This is a genomic window from Paracoccus versutus, from assembly GCF_029909795.1.
Taxonomy (GTDB): Bacteria; Pseudomonadota; Alphaproteobacteria; order Rhodobacterales; family Rhodobacteraceae; genus Paracoccus; species Paracoccus versutus.
Genome location: NZ_CP038197.1, coordinates 1,730,001 through 1,745,693, shown reverse-complemented (window position 1 = coordinate 1,745,693; position 15,693 = coordinate 1,730,001). Strand labels below are relative to the sequence as shown.

The 15,693-nt window shown below is 68.0% G+C and carries 15 protein-coding genes and 1 tRNA gene (1 of these 16 cut by a window edge); 13 read left to right on the top strand and 3 right to left on the bottom strand.

Translation table 11 applies throughout. The features are described 5' to 3' along the window. The first annotated feature begins 2 nt into the window (after positions 1–2). The 7 genes from E3U25_RS19905 to E3U25_RS19875 all read left to right on the top strand — a co-directional run bounded on the left by E3U25_RS19905 (position 3) and on the right by E3U25_RS19875 (position 8,215). Complete coding sequence (locus E3U25_RS19905; RefSeq protein WP_175562346.1) at positions 3–812, top strand: ABC transporter ATP-binding protein; 810 nt, start codon at positions 3–5, stop codon at positions 810–812. Positions 813–822: 10 nt separating this feature from the next. After that, positions 823–1,803 carry a branched-chain amino acid ABC transporter permease gene (locus E3U25_RS19900; protein ID WP_116223261.1) on the top strand — a complete coding sequence of 327 codons (981 nt, stop codon included), beginning with the start codon at positions 823–825 and terminating at the stop codon, positions 1,801–1,803. A gap of 143 nt (positions 1,804–1,946) precedes the next feature. Then, entirely contained in the window at positions 1,947–3,023 is a 1,077-nt protein-coding gene (locus E3U25_RS19895) for a branched-chain amino acid ABC transporter permease (protein ID WP_036753573.1), read from the top strand. A 45-nt stretch (positions 3,024–3,068) separates the two neighbouring features. Continuing rightward, on the top strand, positions 3,069–4,349 hold the full coding sequence (locus E3U25_RS19890) for an ABC transporter substrate-binding protein (RefSeq protein ID WP_036753572.1): 1,281 nt from the start codon (positions 3,069–3,071) through the stop codon (positions 4,347–4,349). A 61-nt stretch (positions 4,350–4,410) separates the two neighbouring features. Beyond that, on the top strand, positions 4,411–5,235 hold the full coding sequence (locus E3U25_RS19885) for an ABC transporter ATP-binding protein (protein ID WP_036753571.1): 825 nt from the start codon (positions 4,411–4,413) through the stop codon (positions 5,233–5,235). Positions 5,236–5,253: 18 nt separating this feature from the next. Continuing rightward, positions 5,254–6,471: a phenylacetate--CoA ligase family protein gene (locus tag E3U25_RS19880; RefSeq protein ID WP_116223262.1), complete on the top strand. Its 1,218-nt coding sequence runs from the start codon at positions 5,254–5,256 to the stop codon at positions 6,469–6,471. A 28-nt stretch (positions 6,472–6,499) separates the two neighbouring features. Further along, complete coding sequence (locus E3U25_RS19875) at positions 6,500–8,215, top strand: peptidoglycan-binding domain-containing protein (protein ID WP_116223263.1); 1,716 nt, start codon at positions 6,500–6,502, stop codon at positions 8,213–8,215. A gap of 508 nt (positions 8,216–8,723) precedes the next feature. Here E3U25_RS19875 and ykgO read toward each other — a convergent pair. Beyond that, on the bottom strand, positions 8,724–8,849 hold the full coding sequence (gene ykgO, locus E3U25_RS19870) for a type B 50S ribosomal protein L36 (RefSeq protein WP_024842876.1): 126 nt from the start codon (positions 8,847–8,849) through the stop codon (positions 8,724–8,726). An 84-nt stretch (positions 8,850–8,933) separates the two neighbouring features. Then, positions 8,934–9,008: transfer RNA gene (locus E3U25_RS19865), tRNA-Val, on the bottom strand. Positions 9,009–9,191: 183 nt separating this feature from the next. Between E3U25_RS19865 and E3U25_RS19860 the strand changes: the two genes are divergently transcribed. From E3U25_RS19860 to E3U25_RS19840, 5 genes are read left to right on the top strand one after another with little or no spacing between them, the layout of a single operon-like run. Continuing rightward, on the top strand, positions 9,192–10,055 hold the full coding sequence (locus E3U25_RS19860; protein ID WP_116223264.1) for an N-formylglutamate amidohydrolase: 864 nt from the start codon (positions 9,192–9,194) through the stop codon (positions 10,053–10,055). Positions 10,056–10,073: 18 nt separating this feature from the next. Beyond that, positions 10,074–10,961, top strand: a complete 888-nt coding sequence (locus E3U25_RS19855; protein ID WP_036753563.1) for an SPFH domain-containing protein — start codon at positions 10,074–10,076, stop codon at positions 10,959–10,961. Then, the gene (locus E3U25_RS19850; RefSeq protein WP_036753560.1) at positions 10,958–11,230 is read left to right on the top strand and encodes an NfeD family protein; all 273 of its coding nucleotides are present in this window, start codon (positions 10,958–10,960) and stop codon (positions 11,228–11,230) included. Before E3U25_RS19855 ends, E3U25_RS19850 begins: the two co-directional genes overlap by 4 nt. Positions 11,231–11,250: 20 nt before the next feature. Next, positions 11,251–11,646 (top strand): NUDIX hydrolase, encoded by a 396-nt coding sequence (locus E3U25_RS19845; RefSeq protein WP_116223265.1) that lies wholly within the window; start codon positions 11,251–11,253, stop codon positions 11,644–11,646. A gap of 50 nt (positions 11,647–11,696) precedes the next feature. Continuing rightward, complete coding sequence (locus tag E3U25_RS19840; RefSeq protein WP_036753557.1) at positions 11,697–12,326, top strand: glutathione S-transferase family protein; 630 nt, start codon at positions 11,697–11,699, stop codon at positions 12,324–12,326. On the opposite strand, the gene pyrF is transcribed toward E3U25_RS19840, so the two are convergent. After that, entirely contained in the window at positions 12,327–13,019 is a 693-nt protein-coding gene (gene pyrF / locus E3U25_RS19835; protein WP_116223266.1) for an orotidine-5'-phosphate decarboxylase, read from the bottom strand. Positions 13,020–13,174: 155 nt separating this feature from the next. Between pyrF and clpB the strand changes: the two genes are divergently transcribed. After that, positions 13,175–15,693 carry the 5' portion of an ATP-dependent chaperone ClpB gene (gene clpB / locus E3U25_RS19830; protein WP_116223267.1) on the top strand. The gene runs 109 nt beyond the window's last position, so 2,519 of the gene's 2,628 nt are visible here — the first part of the coding sequence; the start codon lies at positions 13,175–13,177; its stop codon lies beyond the right edge, outside the window.

The window sequence follows — 15,693 nt, the reverse complement described above, 5'->3', positions numbered from 1 at the left end:
CCATGCAAGAAGGCTATACCACCGCCGACGGCCGCCAGATCGGCGGGGTGCTGATGGATCTTCGCAACATCACCCTGCGCTTCGGCGGCGTGACGGCGATCAAGGACATCAGCTTCGACATCCGCGAGGGCGAGATCCGCGCCATCATCGGCCCGAACGGCGCCGGGAAATCCTCGATGCTGAACGTGATCTCGGGCTTCTATGTCCCGCAAGAGGGCGAGATCTGGTTCGAGGGCAAGCGTCGCCCGCCGATGAAACCCTATGAGGTGGCGCGGCTGGGGCTGGCCCGCACCTTCCAGAACATCGCGCTGTTCGACGGCATGTCGGTGCTGGACAACATCATGACCGGGCGGCTGAACATGATGAAGGCGCCGATCTGGAGCCAGGCGCTGTGGTGGGGCCGCGCCGAGCGCGAAGAGGTCGAGAACCGCGAGCAGGTCGAGAAGATCATCGACTTCCTGGAAATCCAGAACATCCGCAAGACGCCGGTCGGCCGGCTGCCTTACGGCTTGAAGAAACGCGTCGAACTGGCCCGCGCGCTGGCGGCCGAGCCGCGGATCCTGCTGCTGGACGAGCCGATGGCCGGCATGAACGTCGAGGAGAAGGAGGACATGTGCCGCTTCATCCTGGACGTGAACGACGAATTCGGCACCACCATCGCGCTGATCGAACATGACATGGGCGTGGTCATGGACCTGTCGGACCGGGTGGTGGTGATGGATTACGGCCGCAAGATCGGCGACGGCACCCCCGACGAGGTGCGCAGCAATCCCGAGGTCATCAGCGCCTATCTTGGCGTGGCGCACGAGTAAGGGGGCGGCGATGGAATTTCTCTACGCAAGCGAAGTCCTGGCGAACGGCCTGATGGCCGGGGTGATGTATTCGCTGGTCGCGCTGGGCTTCGTGCTGATCTACAAGGCCTCGGGCGTCTTCAACTATGCCCAGGGGGTGATGGCGCTCTTCGCCGCCATGACGCTGGTCGGCATCATGGAGGGCCGCGTGCCCTTCGCCCATCTGATCAACGCGGCCTTCGGCGTGCATGTGTCGAGCTTCGGCTGGACGGTGCCGGGACTGTTCGCCATCCTGCTTACCGCGCTGATCATGGTGGGCCTGGCCATCGCCATCGAAAAGCTGGTGCTCAAGCACCTGGTCGGGCAGGAACCGATCATCCTGTTCATGGCCACCATCGGCCTTGCCTGGTTCCTGGAAGGGCTTGGCGACGTGATGTGGGGCGCCGACGTGAAGGTGCTGGACGTGGGCCTGCCGCAAGGCATTTCCGAGACGGTCGAGACGATGACGAACGACTGGCTTGGCTACGGCTTCTTCATCGACCGGCTGGACATCTGGGCGGCGGTGATCGCGGCGGCGCTGGTCGCGGCCCTGGTCGGGTTCTCGCAATATACCAAGCAGGGCAGGGCGATGCGCGCCGTGGCCGACGACCATCAGGCGGCGCTGTCGGTGGGCATCAGCCTGCAGTTCATCTGGATCATGGTCTGGTCGATCGCCGGGTTCGTGGCGCTGGTCGCGGGCATCATGTGGGGCACGAAATCGGGGGTGCAGTTCTCGCTCTCGCTGATCGCGCTCAAGGCGCTGCCGGTACTGATGCTTGGGGGCTTCACCTCGATCCCCGGCGCCATCGTCGGCGGGCTGATCATCGGCATGGGCGAGAAGCTGTTCGAATATTTCGTCGGCTCCATGGTTGGCGGGGCGACCGAGAACTGGTTCGCCTATGTGCTGGCGCTGATCTTCCTCGTCTTCCGGCCGCAGGGGCTGTTCGGCGAGCGCATTATCGAGCGGGTCTGAGGATGAAAAGATTCTATGCCTCCGGCGGGGATATTTGGACACGAAAGAAGCGCGGAATCTTGCGTTCTTCCGTGGAGAAATATCCCGCGGGGGTGTGGGGGCGCGAAGCCCCCACGGGCAAGGCGTGACGCTGGGAGGAACGGATGTTTTACCGCGAGGCGGGTGATTTCAAGACGAGCTATCGCGACGATGGCCAGACCTTTCCGATCCGGCTGGATCGCTGGGGCTATTACGCGATCCTGGCGGTGGCCTTCCTGGTCGTGCCCTTCGTCATCGACAGCTACTGGGCCAATGCGGTTCTGGTGCCCTTCCTGATCTATGCCATCGCCGCCATCGGGCTGAACATCCTGACCGGCTATGCCGGCCAGGTCAGCCTGGGCACCGGCGGTTTCATGGCGGTGGGCGCCTATGCGGTCTACAAGCTGATGACGAGCTTTCCGGGCGTGCCGATCGTCGTCCATATCGTCCTGGCGGGGGCGATCACCGCCGTCGTCGGCGTGCTTTTCGGCCTGCCCAGCCTGCGCATCAAGGGCTTCTACCTGGCCGTGGCGACGCTGGCCGCGCAGTTCTTCCTGGTCTGGCTCTTCAACAAGGTGCCGTGGTTCTACAACTATTCCGCCTCGGGCCAGATCAACGCGCCCGAGCGCACCATCCTGGGTTGGGCGGTGACCGGGCCCGCCACCACGGCCTCGGCGAAATACCTGATCTGCCTCGTCTTTGCCGTCGTGCTGGCCTGGGTCGCGCGCAACCTGACCCGCGGCAGCGTGGGGCGCAAGTGGATGGCGATCCGCGACATGGACATCGCGGCCGAGATCATCGGGGTGAACCCGCTGACCGCCAAGCTGTCGGCCTTCGCCGTCTCCAGCTTCTTCGTCGGCATCGCGGGGGCGCTGCTGTTCTCGGTCTACCTGGGTGCGGCCGAGGCCAGCGAGGCCTTCGGCATCAACAAGAGCTTCCTGGTGCTGTTCATGATCATCATCGGCGGGCTTGGCAGCATCTTCGGCAGCTTTGCCGGCGCCGCCTTCCTGGTGCTGCTGCCGGTGCTGCTGAAGAATGTGCTGGTGGCGCAGTTCGGGTGGCCCACCGACCTGGCCGCCCACATCGAGCTGATGATCGTCGGCGCGCTGATCGTGTTCTTCCTGATCGTCGAGCCGCATGGGCTGGCGCGGCTCTGGGCGCTGACGAAGGAAAAACTGCGGCTCTGGCCGTTCCCGCATTAACGACCGGACAACCGGCACAATCAAAACCTTGGGGAGGAGACCAAGATGAAACTGAAGCTTGCAACTGTCGCACTGGGCGCCGTCATGGCGGCGGCGCCGGCCATGGCCGACCTGGTGGTGCCCAACCTCAGCTATCGCACCGGGCCTTATGGTGCGAACGGCACGCAATATGCCGATGGGTTCAACGATTACTTCACGCTGCTCAACGAGCGCGACGGCGGCATCGGCGGCGAGAAGATCCAGACCCCGGAATGCGAGACCGCCTATAACACCGAGAAGGGCGTCGAGTGCTACGAGGCGACCAAGGGCTCGGGCGCGCTGGTCTACAACCCGCTGTCCACCGGCATCACCTATCAGCTGATCCCCAAGGTCTCGGCCGACAAGATCCCGCTTTATACCCCCGGCTACGGCCGGACCTCGGCCAAGAACGGCAAGGTCTTCGAATGGGTGTTCAACGCGCCGGCGAACTATTGGGACGGTGCCAGCGTCGCCATCAAGTATCTGCTGGACCAGAACGGCGGCGACCTGAACGGCAAGAAGATCGCGCTGGTCTATCACAACTCGGCCTATGGCAAGGAGCCGATCCGCACCTTGCAGGAACTGTCCAAGAAGCACGGCTTCACCCTGACCGAACTGCCGGTCGACCCGCCCGGCCAGGAACAGAAAAGCCAGTGGCTGCAGATCCGCCGCGACAAGCCCGACTACGTGCTGATGTGGGGCTGGGGCGTGATGAACCAGACCGCCATCCAGGAAGCCGCCAACATCCGCTTCCCGATGGAGAATTTCATCGGCACCTACTGGTCGGGCTCGGAAGTGGACGTGAAGCCGGTGGGCGCCGGCGCCAACGGCTACAAGGCGCTGACCTTCCACGGCGTGGGCATGGACTATCCGATCTACGAGGACATGAAGAAACATGTCATCGATCCGGGCAAGGCCTCGCAGGGCGGGCAATATGTCGGCTCGGTGCTGTATTCGCGCGGCATGTATGCGGCGGTGGTGATCGCCGAGGCGATCGCGAAGGCGCAGGAGCTGGCCGGCACGGCGCAGATCAACGCTACGCAGCTGCGCGACGGGTTCGAGGCGCTGGACATCACGCCTGAACGGCTGGCCGAGTTGGGCCTGCCGGACTTCGGCCCCGAGATCAAGATGACCTGCGACAACCATGGCGGCAGCGGCATGGCGCGCCTGCAGCAATGGGATGCCTCGGCCGGCAAGTGGAGCCTGATCACCGATTTCACCGAGCCGGACCAGGAAGTGCTGGACCCGCTGATCCTCGAGGACAGCGAGGCCTATGCCAAGGAAGCCGGCATCTCGCCGCGCTGCTGAGCCGCTTTTCCCCGGCGGTCCGCCGCCGGGGGCCTTTCACCCGCGCCTGGAGGGAAAGTCCATGTTCGACGCCGCGCCGCAACGCGAGACCCTGCTCGAGGTCAACAATATCGAGGTGATCTACAATCACGTCATCCTGGTGCTGAAGGGCGTCAGCCTGTCGGTGCCCAAGGGCGGCATCACCGCGCTTCTGGGCGGCAATGGCGCGGGCAAGACCACGACGCTGAAGGCGATCTCGAACCTGCTGCATTCCGAGCGCGGCGAAGTCACCAAGGGCGCGATCAGCTATCGCGGCGAGCGGGTGCAGGAGCTGGACCCGGCCAGCCTGGTCAAGAAGGGCGTGATCCAGGTGATGGAGGGGCGCCATTGCTTCGAGCACCTGACCATCGAGGAGAACCTGCTGACCGGCGCCTATACCCGCGGCGACGGGCGCGCCGCCATCGCCCGCGACCTCGAGATGGTCTATTCCTATTTCCCCCGCCTCAAGGAGCGCCGGAAAAGCCAGGCCGGCTATACCTCGGGCGGCGAGCAGCAGATGTGCGCCATGGGCCGCGCGCTGATGTCGCGCCCCGAGATGATCCTGCTGGACGAGCCCTCGATGGGCCTGGCGCCGCAGCTGGTCGAGCAGATCTTCGAGATCGTCAAGGCGGTGAACGAGGGCGAGGGCGTGACCTTCCTGCTGGCCGAGCAGAACACCAATGTCGCGCTGCGCTATGCCCATTACGGCTATATCCTAGAAAGCGGCCGCGTGGTGATGGACGGGCCGGCGGATGCGCTGCGCGAGAACCCGGACGTCAAGGAATTCTATCTCGGCATGTCCGACCAGGGCCGCAAGAGCTTTCGCGACGTGCGGTCCTATCGCCGGCGCAAGCGCTGGCTGGCCTGAGGGCAGAAAGGCACCCCCATGACATTCTATGACAAGCTTGAAACCCGCAGCGCCGACGAGCGGGCCTCGTGGCTGGCGGCCGAATTGCCCGCCGCCGTCGCCCGCGCCCGCACGGCGCCGGGGCTGGCGCGCCTTCTGGGCGATGTCGAGCCCGAGCGGATCGCCACGCGCGAGGCGCTGGCCCGGCTGCCGGTGATCCGCAAGTCCGAACTCTCGGCCGCACAGAAGGCGTCTCCGCCCTTCGGCGGCTTCACCACCCGGCCGGCGCCGGATTTCGAGAACGTCTTCCAGAGCCCCGGCCCGATCTATGAGCCGGGCCGGCGCGGCGACGACTGGTGGCGGCTGGGCCGCTTCCTGCATGCGGCGGGCGTGGGGCGGGGCGACATCGTCCACAATTGCTTCGGCTATCACCTGACCCCGGCGGGAATGATGTTCGAAAGTGCCGCCCGCGCGGTCGGGGCCGCGACCCTGCCGGCCGGCACCGGCCAGACCGAATTGCAGGTCCGCGCTGCCGTCGATATCGGCACCACCGTCTATGCCGGGACGCCGGATTACCTGAAGATCATGCTCGACAAGGCCGGGGAACTGGGCGAGCGGTTGCGCTTCACCCGCGCCGCCGTCTCGGGCGGGGCGCTGTTTCCCAGCCTGCGCCAGGCCTATGCGGATCGCGGCATCGCCACGACGCAATGCTATGCCACCGCCGACTTGGGCCTGATCGCCTATGAATCCCCCGCCATGGAGGGGATGATCGTGGACGAGCGGGTGATCGTCGAGATCGTCCGTCCCGGCACCGGCACCCCGGTCCCGGATGGCGAGGTGGGCGAGGTCGTCGTCACCACGCTGAACCCGGACTATCCGCTGCTGCGCTTTGCCACCGGGGATCTTTCCGCGGTGTTGCCGGGAACCAGCCCCTGCGGGCGCACCAACATGCGCATCAAGGGCTGGATGGGCCGCGCCGACCAGACCACCAAGATCAAGGGCATGTTCGTACGCCCCGAGCAGGTGGCGGCGCTGGTCGCCCGCCACCCGGAAATCTCACGCGCTCGTGTTGTCGCGGACCGGTCCGGGGACATGGATGTGATGACGGTGCTGCTGGAAACCGGGGCCGAGGATGCGGCAAGATACGAAGGAACGGTGTTGGATACACTGAAACTTCGCGGCCGGGTGGAACTGGTTGCGCCGGGCTCGCTGCCGAACGACGGCAAGGTGATCGAGGACCGACGCAGCTACGACTGATTCCGGCCCCCCGGAATGAGGTCGCCCGATGCGCATCGCCGCCGTCCTGCTTGCCGCCCTGGTCGGGGCCGTGCCCGCCTGGGCCGAGAATCGCGCCGTCATCATCGGCAATGCCGATTATCGCAGCGCCCCCGACCTGGCAGGCTCGGACACCATGGCCCTGGCGAAGGCGCTGCGCGAGGCGGGCTTCACCACCCAGCAGGGCGTCGACCTGGAGGCGCGGCCGCTGCGCCGGCTGCTCGAGGCGCTGGCCCGTGCCGATGCCGATCCCGGCGCGCACATCGTGGCGCTGAACGGCCGCTTTCTGCATGACGCGGACGAGACCTGGTTCATGGGCACCGATGCCGATGCGCCCGGCCCGGCGGCGGCCGGGGTGCAGGGCGTGCCGCTGTCGCTGGTGATGCGGCTGATGGCGGGGGGCGAGCCGGGCTCGGTGCTGATCCTGGGCACCGATGCGCAGCAGATGCCGCACCGGCCGGGGCTGGAAAACGGCATCGGCGCGCTTCGGCCGCCGGCCGGGGTCTCGGTCGTCACCGGCCCGCCCGAAGCCGGCGCCCGCGCCCTGGCCGGGCTGCTCGGCGGGGCGACGCTGGCCCAGGCCACCGCTGGCCGGGCACTTGCCCTGCTGCCCGAGGATGCGGGCAACCTGCGCCCGGTGCCATCCCGCAATACTGCCGATGCGCTGGCCGACGACCGCGACGCCTGGGCCGAAGCCGCGGTGGCGGACGGCGCCCCGGCCTACCGCGACTATCTGGCGCGCTATCCGCAAGGGATCTATGCCGCGGATGCGCGCGAACGGCTGGCGCAGATCGGCCGCGCGCCGGGCGTGCGCTATGCCGACCGTGCCGCCTGGAGCCAGGCCGTCGCGGCCGATACGGCAGCAGCCTATGCGACCTATCTGAAAGAGTTTCCCGTCGGACGCCATGCCGGCGCGGGGCGCAAGCGGCTGGCCGAATTGCGCCCCGCCCCGCCGGCAAGGCCCGCATCGCAACCCTCGCCGGCGGTGGCGGCCGAACAGGCCCTTTCGCTCGGCCCGGTCGGGCGCGCCGCCATCCAGCGCCAGCTGTCGCGGCTCGGCCGGCAGCCGGGCCCGGCCGACGGCGTCTTCGGCCCGCGCACGCGCCTGGCGATCGCGGCTTGGCAGCGCGCCAACGGGCTGACGGCGACCGGGCACCTGACCGGGCCGCAGGTGCGGATGATCGCCGCCCAGGCGGAAGGCAGCGCGACCGATACCGCCGCCCAGGACCGTGCCTTCTGGCAGCAAAGCGGCGCAGCCGGCGAGGCCGAGGGGCTGCGCGCCTATCTCGATCGCTATCCCCAGGGCATCCATGCCGAAGCGGCCCGGCGCCAGCTGGCTAATGCCGGCCGCGACACCCCCCAGGGCGACGAGGCGACCTGGCGCTGGGCCCGCCGACAGGGCTCGGCCGCGGCCTACGAAACCTATCTGGAACGCTTCCCGGCCGGCACCCATGCGCCTTCTGCGCGCGACCGCCTGGCCACCCTGCGCGCCGGCATCGAGGCGGCGCGGCGCGAAGAGGCGGGGCTTGGCCTGGCCCCCTCGACCCGCCGCCTGATCGAAGAGCGGCTGCGCATCGCCGGCATGCAGCCGGGCCCGGCCGACGGCGAATTCACCGAGGAAACCCGCGCGGCGCTGCGCCGCTACCAGGCGGCGCGCAACCTGCGCGTCACCGGCTATGTCACCCGGCAGACGGTCTCGGGCCTGCTGGCGGATGTCCTGCGCTAGCCCCGGCGGGACGACGTCTCGGCGTCCTCTTCGTCATGCCGGCGGGGTCTGCATCGCGATGCAGACGCCTCTCAACGCGTGCCAAGCGCGCTGGCAGCGATGATCCCTTTCGGGTTCTTTCGTGTTGCTTGTGCCCTCGGCCGCCGCCATGGGCCAGGGCCGCGCCCTTGCGTGCGCCGCCTCGCTCGGCTGGGCGCGCGACACACATGCCGCCTTCCCTGGACCATGGCTTGAAGCCTGCCGCGCCCCGGCACCCCGGCCGCGATTTGCGGGCTCGCCCTGGGCCAGGCCGCTGCGGCGATCCTGCTGGGCCGCTTCGGCCGCCCAAGGATCTCGCCCGAATCCTCGCCGCGCGGCCCTGACGCGCTTCCGATTTTCTTTCGTGTGGAAATATCCACGGGGGTGTGGGGGCAGTCGGCCCCCACCTGCTGCGCACCAACCGCGCAATGCGAAAACGCCCGCGGCACGGGGCCTGCGGGCGTCCCTCAATTCGGCTGACCGCCGGTTCTCAGCCCTGGCGGGCCTTGAAGCGCGGGTTGGTCTTGTTGATGATGTAGATGCGGCCCTTGCGGCGCACGACTTGGCAGTCACGGTGGCGGCTCTTGAGCGAGCGGAGCGAATTGCGAACCTTCATCGGTCTTCTCCTATCGCGGCGCATCGCTAGGTCGCGCCTTGAAAACGAAATACCCCCGAAAAAGCCTCGGGGGCGCGAAATGAATGGTGGGCGGTACTGGGATCGAACCAGTGGCCACTACGATGTCAACGTAGTGCTCTACCGCTGAGCTAACCGCCCCCCGTCAGGTGATTCTGCCGGCCTGCGCCGCCAGATCGCCTGGATCGGCGTGTCTATAGCCACCTCGCCCAGGGGTTTCAAGCCCTCAATCGACGGCTATTGGCCTTCCTCGAACATGGTTTATAAATCTTCCTGTCTCGACCGTCCAGAATGGCGCCCTCTGCGCCGCCGGGGAAAGCCAGGATGACCAGGGAAGAGCCGACTTTCGATCTGATGCGGCCGCAATCGTGGCTGGGCGGGGTGATCTTTGCCTCGCCGCATTCGGGCCGCGCCTATCCCGACTGGTTCCTGGCCGAATCGCGCCTGGACCCGCAGCAGCTGCGCTCGTCCGAGGATGCCTTCGTGGACCGGCTGATCCAGCCGGCGCTGGACCATGGCGCCGTGGTGCTGACCGCGCGGGTGCCGCGCTGCGTGGTGGACCTGAACCGCGGCCCCGAGGAAATCGACCCGCTGGTGGTCTCTGGTGCCACGCCGGCGGTCAGCAATCCGCGCATCATGGCAGGGCTGGGGGTGATTCCCCGCGTCGTCTCGCAGGGGCGCGCCATCCACGACCGGCCGATCCCGCGAGCCGAGGCCGAAAGCCGCATTACCCGGCTGTGGCATCCCTATCACCGCGCGCTTTCGGCGCTGATCGGCGAGGCGGTGGCGCAGTTCGGCGGCGCCATCCTGATCGACATGCATTCCATGCCGCGCGATGCGCTGACCCATCTGCCGCGCCCGCGCCCCGACATGGTGCTGGGCGACCGCAACGGGGTCTCGGCCGCGCCGCGGATCAGCGCCGGCGTGGCCGAGGCGGTGGCGGCCGAGGGTTTCCGGCTGCGGCGCAACTCGCCCTTTTCCGGCGCCTATATCACCCAGACCTATGGCCGGCCGCGCAACAATGTCCATGTCGTGCAGCTGGAACTGGACCGCTCGCTCTACATGGACGAGGGCCGGATCGAGCCGCGCCCGGACTTCGAGCTGTTCCGCGCCCGTTTCGCCCGCGTCGTCGCCCGGCTGGCGCGGCTGCGCCCGGATGCCAGCGACGCGGCCTTCGCCGCCGAGTGACCAAGGAAAGGAAATGCGATGCCGCCCGAAATCGCCGAGATGATCGGCCAGAACATCGCCCTGATCGTGCTGGCGCTGGTGATCCTGTTCGCCGTCAGCCGCGCCGTCCGCATCGTTCCCCAATCCGAGAAATACGTCGTCGAGCGCTTCGGCCGGCTGCATGCGGTGCTGGGGCCGGGGATCAATTTCATCGTCCCCTTCCTTGACCGGGTGGCGCATCGGATCTCCATCCTGGAACGCCAGCTGCCGACCTCGCGCCAGGATGCGATCACGGCGGACAACGTGCTGGTGCAGGTGGAAACCAGTGTCTTCTATCGCATCATCGAGCCGGAAAAGACGGTCTATCGCATCCGCGACGTGGATGCGGCGATCACCACCACGGTGGCGGGGATCGTGCGCTCGGAAATCGGCACGATGGAACTGGACCAGGTGCAGTCGAACCGCGCGCCCCTGATCGAGCGCATCCGCGAATCGCTGGCCAATATCGTCGACGACTGGGGCATCGAGGTGACGCGGGCCGAGATCCTGGACGTCAACCTGGACGAGGCGACGCGGGCCGCCATGCTGCAACAGCTGAACGCCGAACGCGCCCGCCGCGCCCAGGTGACCGAGGCCGAGGGCCGCCGCCGTGCCGTGGAACTGGCCGCCGACGGCGACCTTTACGCCGCCGAGCAGCAGGCCAAGGCCAAGCGCATGCTGGCCGATGCCGAGGCCTATGCCACCGCGGCCATCGCCACCGCGATCCGCGAGGGCGGGATCGAGGCGGCGCAATACCAGGTCGCCATGCGCCAGGTCGAGGTGCTGGCCGAGGTCGGCAAGGGCCAGGGCAAGCAGACGGTGATCGTCCCGGCCTCGGCCGTCGAGGCGCTTGGCGATGCCTTCCGCATGCTGCGGGGTGGCAAATGAGCTGGGCGAACGGCTGGATCTGGATCATCGCGGCGCTGATCCTGGCGGCGGTGGAGCTGGCGCTGCCGGGCTGGTTCTTCCTGGGCCTGGCCGGCGCGGTGCTGCTGATGGGGCTGGCGCTGCTTCTGGGCCTGTGGCCGGGCGGGCTGCCGATGGCGCTGGTGGTCGCGGCGGTGCTGACCGGCGTGATCTGGCTGGCGTTGCGGCGCATCTTCGGCGCCAAGCGGGGCGAGGTGCGGCGCTGGACCCGCGACATCAACGACAACTAGGCTTTGCCGGTGCCAAGCTGGTGCTGACCCATGGCGCGGGCCTTTTGACCTGCCTGCGCGACGATTACGACTGGATCCCCTTTCCGGCGCATTGGGACCTGCCCGGCGGCGGGGCCGAGCCGGGCGAGACGCCGGTCGAATGCGCCCTGCGCGAACTGGACGAGGAATTCGGGCTGCGTCTGCCGGCAGGGCGGCTGGCGGGGCAGGCCTTTCCCTCGGTCCTGGACCCTGGCCGCCTGTCCTGGCTGTTTCGCGGCACCATCACCGCGGCCGAGATCGCGGCGATCCGCTTTGGCGACGAGGGGCAGGAATGGCGCATGATGCCGGTTGCCGAATTCGTCGCCCATCCGCGCGCCGTGCCGCATTTTCGCGACCGCGTGCGGCTGGTCCTTGCCGGCGCGGGCTGCGGGATTTGAGAATCGCCCCGCGGCGTGCATGATCGGCCCATCGCAGCAAGGAGGCATCCATGTCCCGCATGCAGCTTTATCGTCGCAACGGCTGGGGCTCGGCCATCGTCGAGGCCCAGCTGGCGCATTACGGGCTGAAGGCCGAGGGGATCGAGGTCGCGGACCTGTTCCTGGACCCGGCCGCCAGGCGCGAACTGATGCGGATCAGCCCGGCAGGGCAGATCCCGGTGCTGATCCTGCCCGACGGCCGGGTCATGTCGGAAAGCGCGGCGATCACGCTGCACCTGGCCGACATGACCGAACGGGACGACCTGGTGCCCGAGGCCGGGGCCGCCGAGCGGCCGCGCTTCCTGCGCTGGCTGATCTTCCTGGTGGCGCAGGTCTATCCCTGCTTCACCTTTGGCGACGATCCGGCGCGGTTCCTGACCGACCCGGCGGCGCAGAAGGAGCTGGGCGAGGCCACCACGGCGCGGTTGCAGGAGCTTTGGACCGCGGTGGAGGGCGTGGTGGGTGCGCCCTGGTTTCTGGGCGAGCGGTTCTCGGCGCTGGACATCTACCTGGCGGCGATGACCAACTGGAAGCCCGGCCCGGAATGGTTCGAGCGCCATGCGCCCAAGGTCTGGTCCATCGCCCGCGCCACGGCGGCGCGGGAGGATCTGGCGCCGGTCATGCAGCGCAATTTCGGCTGATTACGCCCCGGCCAGTTCCGCCTGGATCGCCTGCGCCGCGGCGCGCGGGTCGGCCGCCTGCCAGATCGGCCGGCCGACGACGATATGGTCCGCGCCTTGGGCGATGGCGGTGGCCGGCGTCTCGATCCGCTTCTGGTCGCCGGCATCGCTGCCGGCCGGGCGCACGCCGGGGGTGACGATCAGCCGGCCCGCCGCCTCGGGCAGGGCGCGGATCAGCGCTGCCTCGCGCGGGCTGGCGATGACGCCGTCCGCCCCGGCCTCGAAGGCGCGGGCGGCGCGGGTCGCCACGATCTCGGCCACGTCGCCCGGCACGATCAGCCCGGCATCCAGGTCGGCGCGGTCCAGCGAGGTCAGGATGGTCACGGCCAGGATCTTCAGCCCCGAGCCGCTTGCCCCCTGTTTCGCCGCCCTGACCACATGTGGGTCGCCATGCACGGTCAGGAAATCCAGGTCGTATTGCGCGATGCCCTTCACCGCCGCCTCGACCGTCGCGCCGATGTCGAAGAACTTCATGTCCAGGAAGATGCGCTTGCCGTGTTCCTGCTTCAGCTCGTTGGCGAGCGCGAGGCCGCCGCCGGTCAGCATCCCCAGGCCGATCTTGTAGAAGCTGGCGGCATCGCCGATCCTTTCGGCCAGTTCCAGCCCGGCCAGCGCGTTCGGCACGTCCAGCGCCACGATCAGACGGTCGTCCATGTTTTCCCTCGGCCCCTGCGACAAACGGGCCGCTTATAGGCGGGAACCCTCTGTCTTGAAACCCCGTTTGTTCCTGCCCATGTGACTGGCAAGACCCGAGCCGGATCGTGCCAATGCGGGCGATCCAAAGCGGGGGCTGAGGAAAGGATTTTCATATGGATATGGAAAAGTTCACGGAACGGTCGCGGGGCTTCCTGCAAGCGGCGCAGACCATCGCCATCCGCGAGGAAAACCAGCGCGTGATGCCCGAGCATCTGCTCAAGGCGCTGATGGACGACGAACAGGGCTTTGCCAGCAACCTGATCGCGCGGGCCGGGGGCGATGCCCAGGCCGTGCGCCAGGCCGTCGACCAGGCGGTGGCGAAACAGCCCAAGGTCAGCGGCGGGCAGGGGCAGGTCTATGTCGATCCCTCGCTGGTGCGCGTGCTGGACGAGGCCGAGAAGCTGGCCAAGAAGGCCGGCGACAGTTTCGTCCCGGCCGAGCGGGTGCTGACCGCGCTGGCCGTCGTCAACACCAATGCGCGCGATGCGCTGGCGGCCGGCAAGTTGACGGCCCAGGGGCTGAATTCGGCGATCAACGACATCCGCAAGGGGCGCACGGCCGACACCGCCAGCGCCGAGGACAGCTACGAGGCGCTGTCGAAATACGCCCGCAACCTGACCGAGGCCGCGGCCGAGGGCAAGATCGACCCGATCATCGGCCGGGACGAGGAAATCCGCCGCGCCATGCAGGTGCTGTCGCGGCGCACCAAGAACAACCCGGTGCTGATCGGCGAGCCCGGCGTCGGCAAGACCGCCATCGCCGAGGGGCTGGCGCTGCGCATCGTCGATGGCGACGTGCCCGAATCGCTGCGCAACAAGCAGCTTTGGGCGCTGGACATGGGCGCGCTGATCGCCGGCGCGAAATACCGCGGCGAGTTCGAGGAGCGGCTGAAATCCGTCCTGAAGGAGATCGAGAACGCCGCCGGCGAGGTCGTGCTGTTCATCGACGAGCTGCACGTGCTGGTCGGCGCCGGCAAGACCGACGGCGCCATGGATGCCGCGAACCTGATCAAGCCGGCTCTGGCGCGGGGCGAGCTGCATTGCGTCGGCGCGACCACGCTGGACGAATACCGCAAGTATATCGAAAAGGATGCGGCCCTGGCCCGGCGCTTCCAGCCGGTCATGGTCGAGGAGCCGACGGTCGAGGACACCATCAGCATCCTGCGCGGCATCAAGGAGAAGTACGAGCTGCACCATGGCGTCCGCATCAGCGATGCCGCGCTGGTGGCTGCCGCGACGCTGTCGCATCGCTACATCACCGACCGCTTCCTGCCCGACAAGGCCATCGACCTGGTGGACGAGGCCGCGAGCCGGCTGCGCATGGAGGTGGACAGCAAGCCCGAAGAGCTGGACCAGCTGGACCGGCAGATCCTGCAGATGCAGATCGAGGCCGAGGCGCTGAAGAAGGAAGACGACGCCGCCTCCAAGGACCGGCTGGAGAAGCTGGAAAAGCAGCTGTCGGAATTGCAGGAGAAATCCGCCTCGCTGACCGCCCGCTGGCAGGCCGAGCGCGACAAGCTGGAAGGCTCGCGCACGCTGAAGGAGCAGCTTGACCGCGCCCGCGCCGAACTGGACCAGGCTAAGCGCGAGGGCAACCTGGCCCGCGCCGGCGAGCTGAGCTATGGCATCATCCCCGGACTCGAGCGGCAGCTGGCCGAGGCCGAGGGCCATAACGATGGCCTGCTGGTCGAGGAGACCGTCCGCCCCGAGCAGATCGCCGAGGTGGTGGAACGCTGGACCGGCATCCCCACCAGCAAGATGCTGGAGGGCGAGCGCGAGAAGCTGTTGAAGATGGAGGACGTGCTGGGCCGCCGCGTCATCGGCCAGTCCGAGGCGGTGACGGCCGTGTCGAACGCCGTGCGGCGGGCGCGGGCGGGGCTGAACGACCCCAAGCGGCCCCTGGGCAGCTTCCTTTTCCTCGGCCCCACCGGCGTCGGCAAGACCGAGCTGACCAAGGCCATCGCCGAATACCTGTTCGACGACGACTCGGCCATGGTCCGCATCGACATGTCCGAGTTCATGGAGAAGCATTCGGTCGCGCGGCTGATCGGCGCGCCCCCCGGCTATGTCGGCTATGACGAGGGCGGCGTGCTGACCGAGGCGGTGCGGCGCCGCCCCTATCAGGTGATCCTGTTCGACGAGGTCGAAAAGGCGCACCCGGACGTGTTCAACGTGCTGCTGCAGGTTCTGGACGACGGCCAGCTGACCGATGGCCAGGGCCGGACGGTGGACTTCAAGCAGACGCTGATCGTGCTGACCTCGAACCTCGGGGCGCAGGCGCTGTCGGCCCTGCCGGAAGGCGCCGATTCGGGCCAGGCGCGGACGCAGGTGATGGACGCGGTCCGGGCGCATTTCCGGCCCGAGTTCCTGAACCGGCTGGACGAGATCGTCATCTTCCACCGGCTGACGCGCGAGAACATGGACGCCATCGTCCGCATCCAGCTTGCGCAGCTGGAAGGCCGGCTGGCCCAGCACAAGATCGGGCTGGACCTGGACGAGGCGGCGCTGAAATGGCTGGCCGACGAAGGCTATGACCCGGTCTTCGGCGCCCGGCCGCTGAAGCGGGTGATGCAGCGCAGCCTGCAAAACCCCCTGGCCGAGATGATCCTGGCCGGCGAGGTTCTGGACGGCCA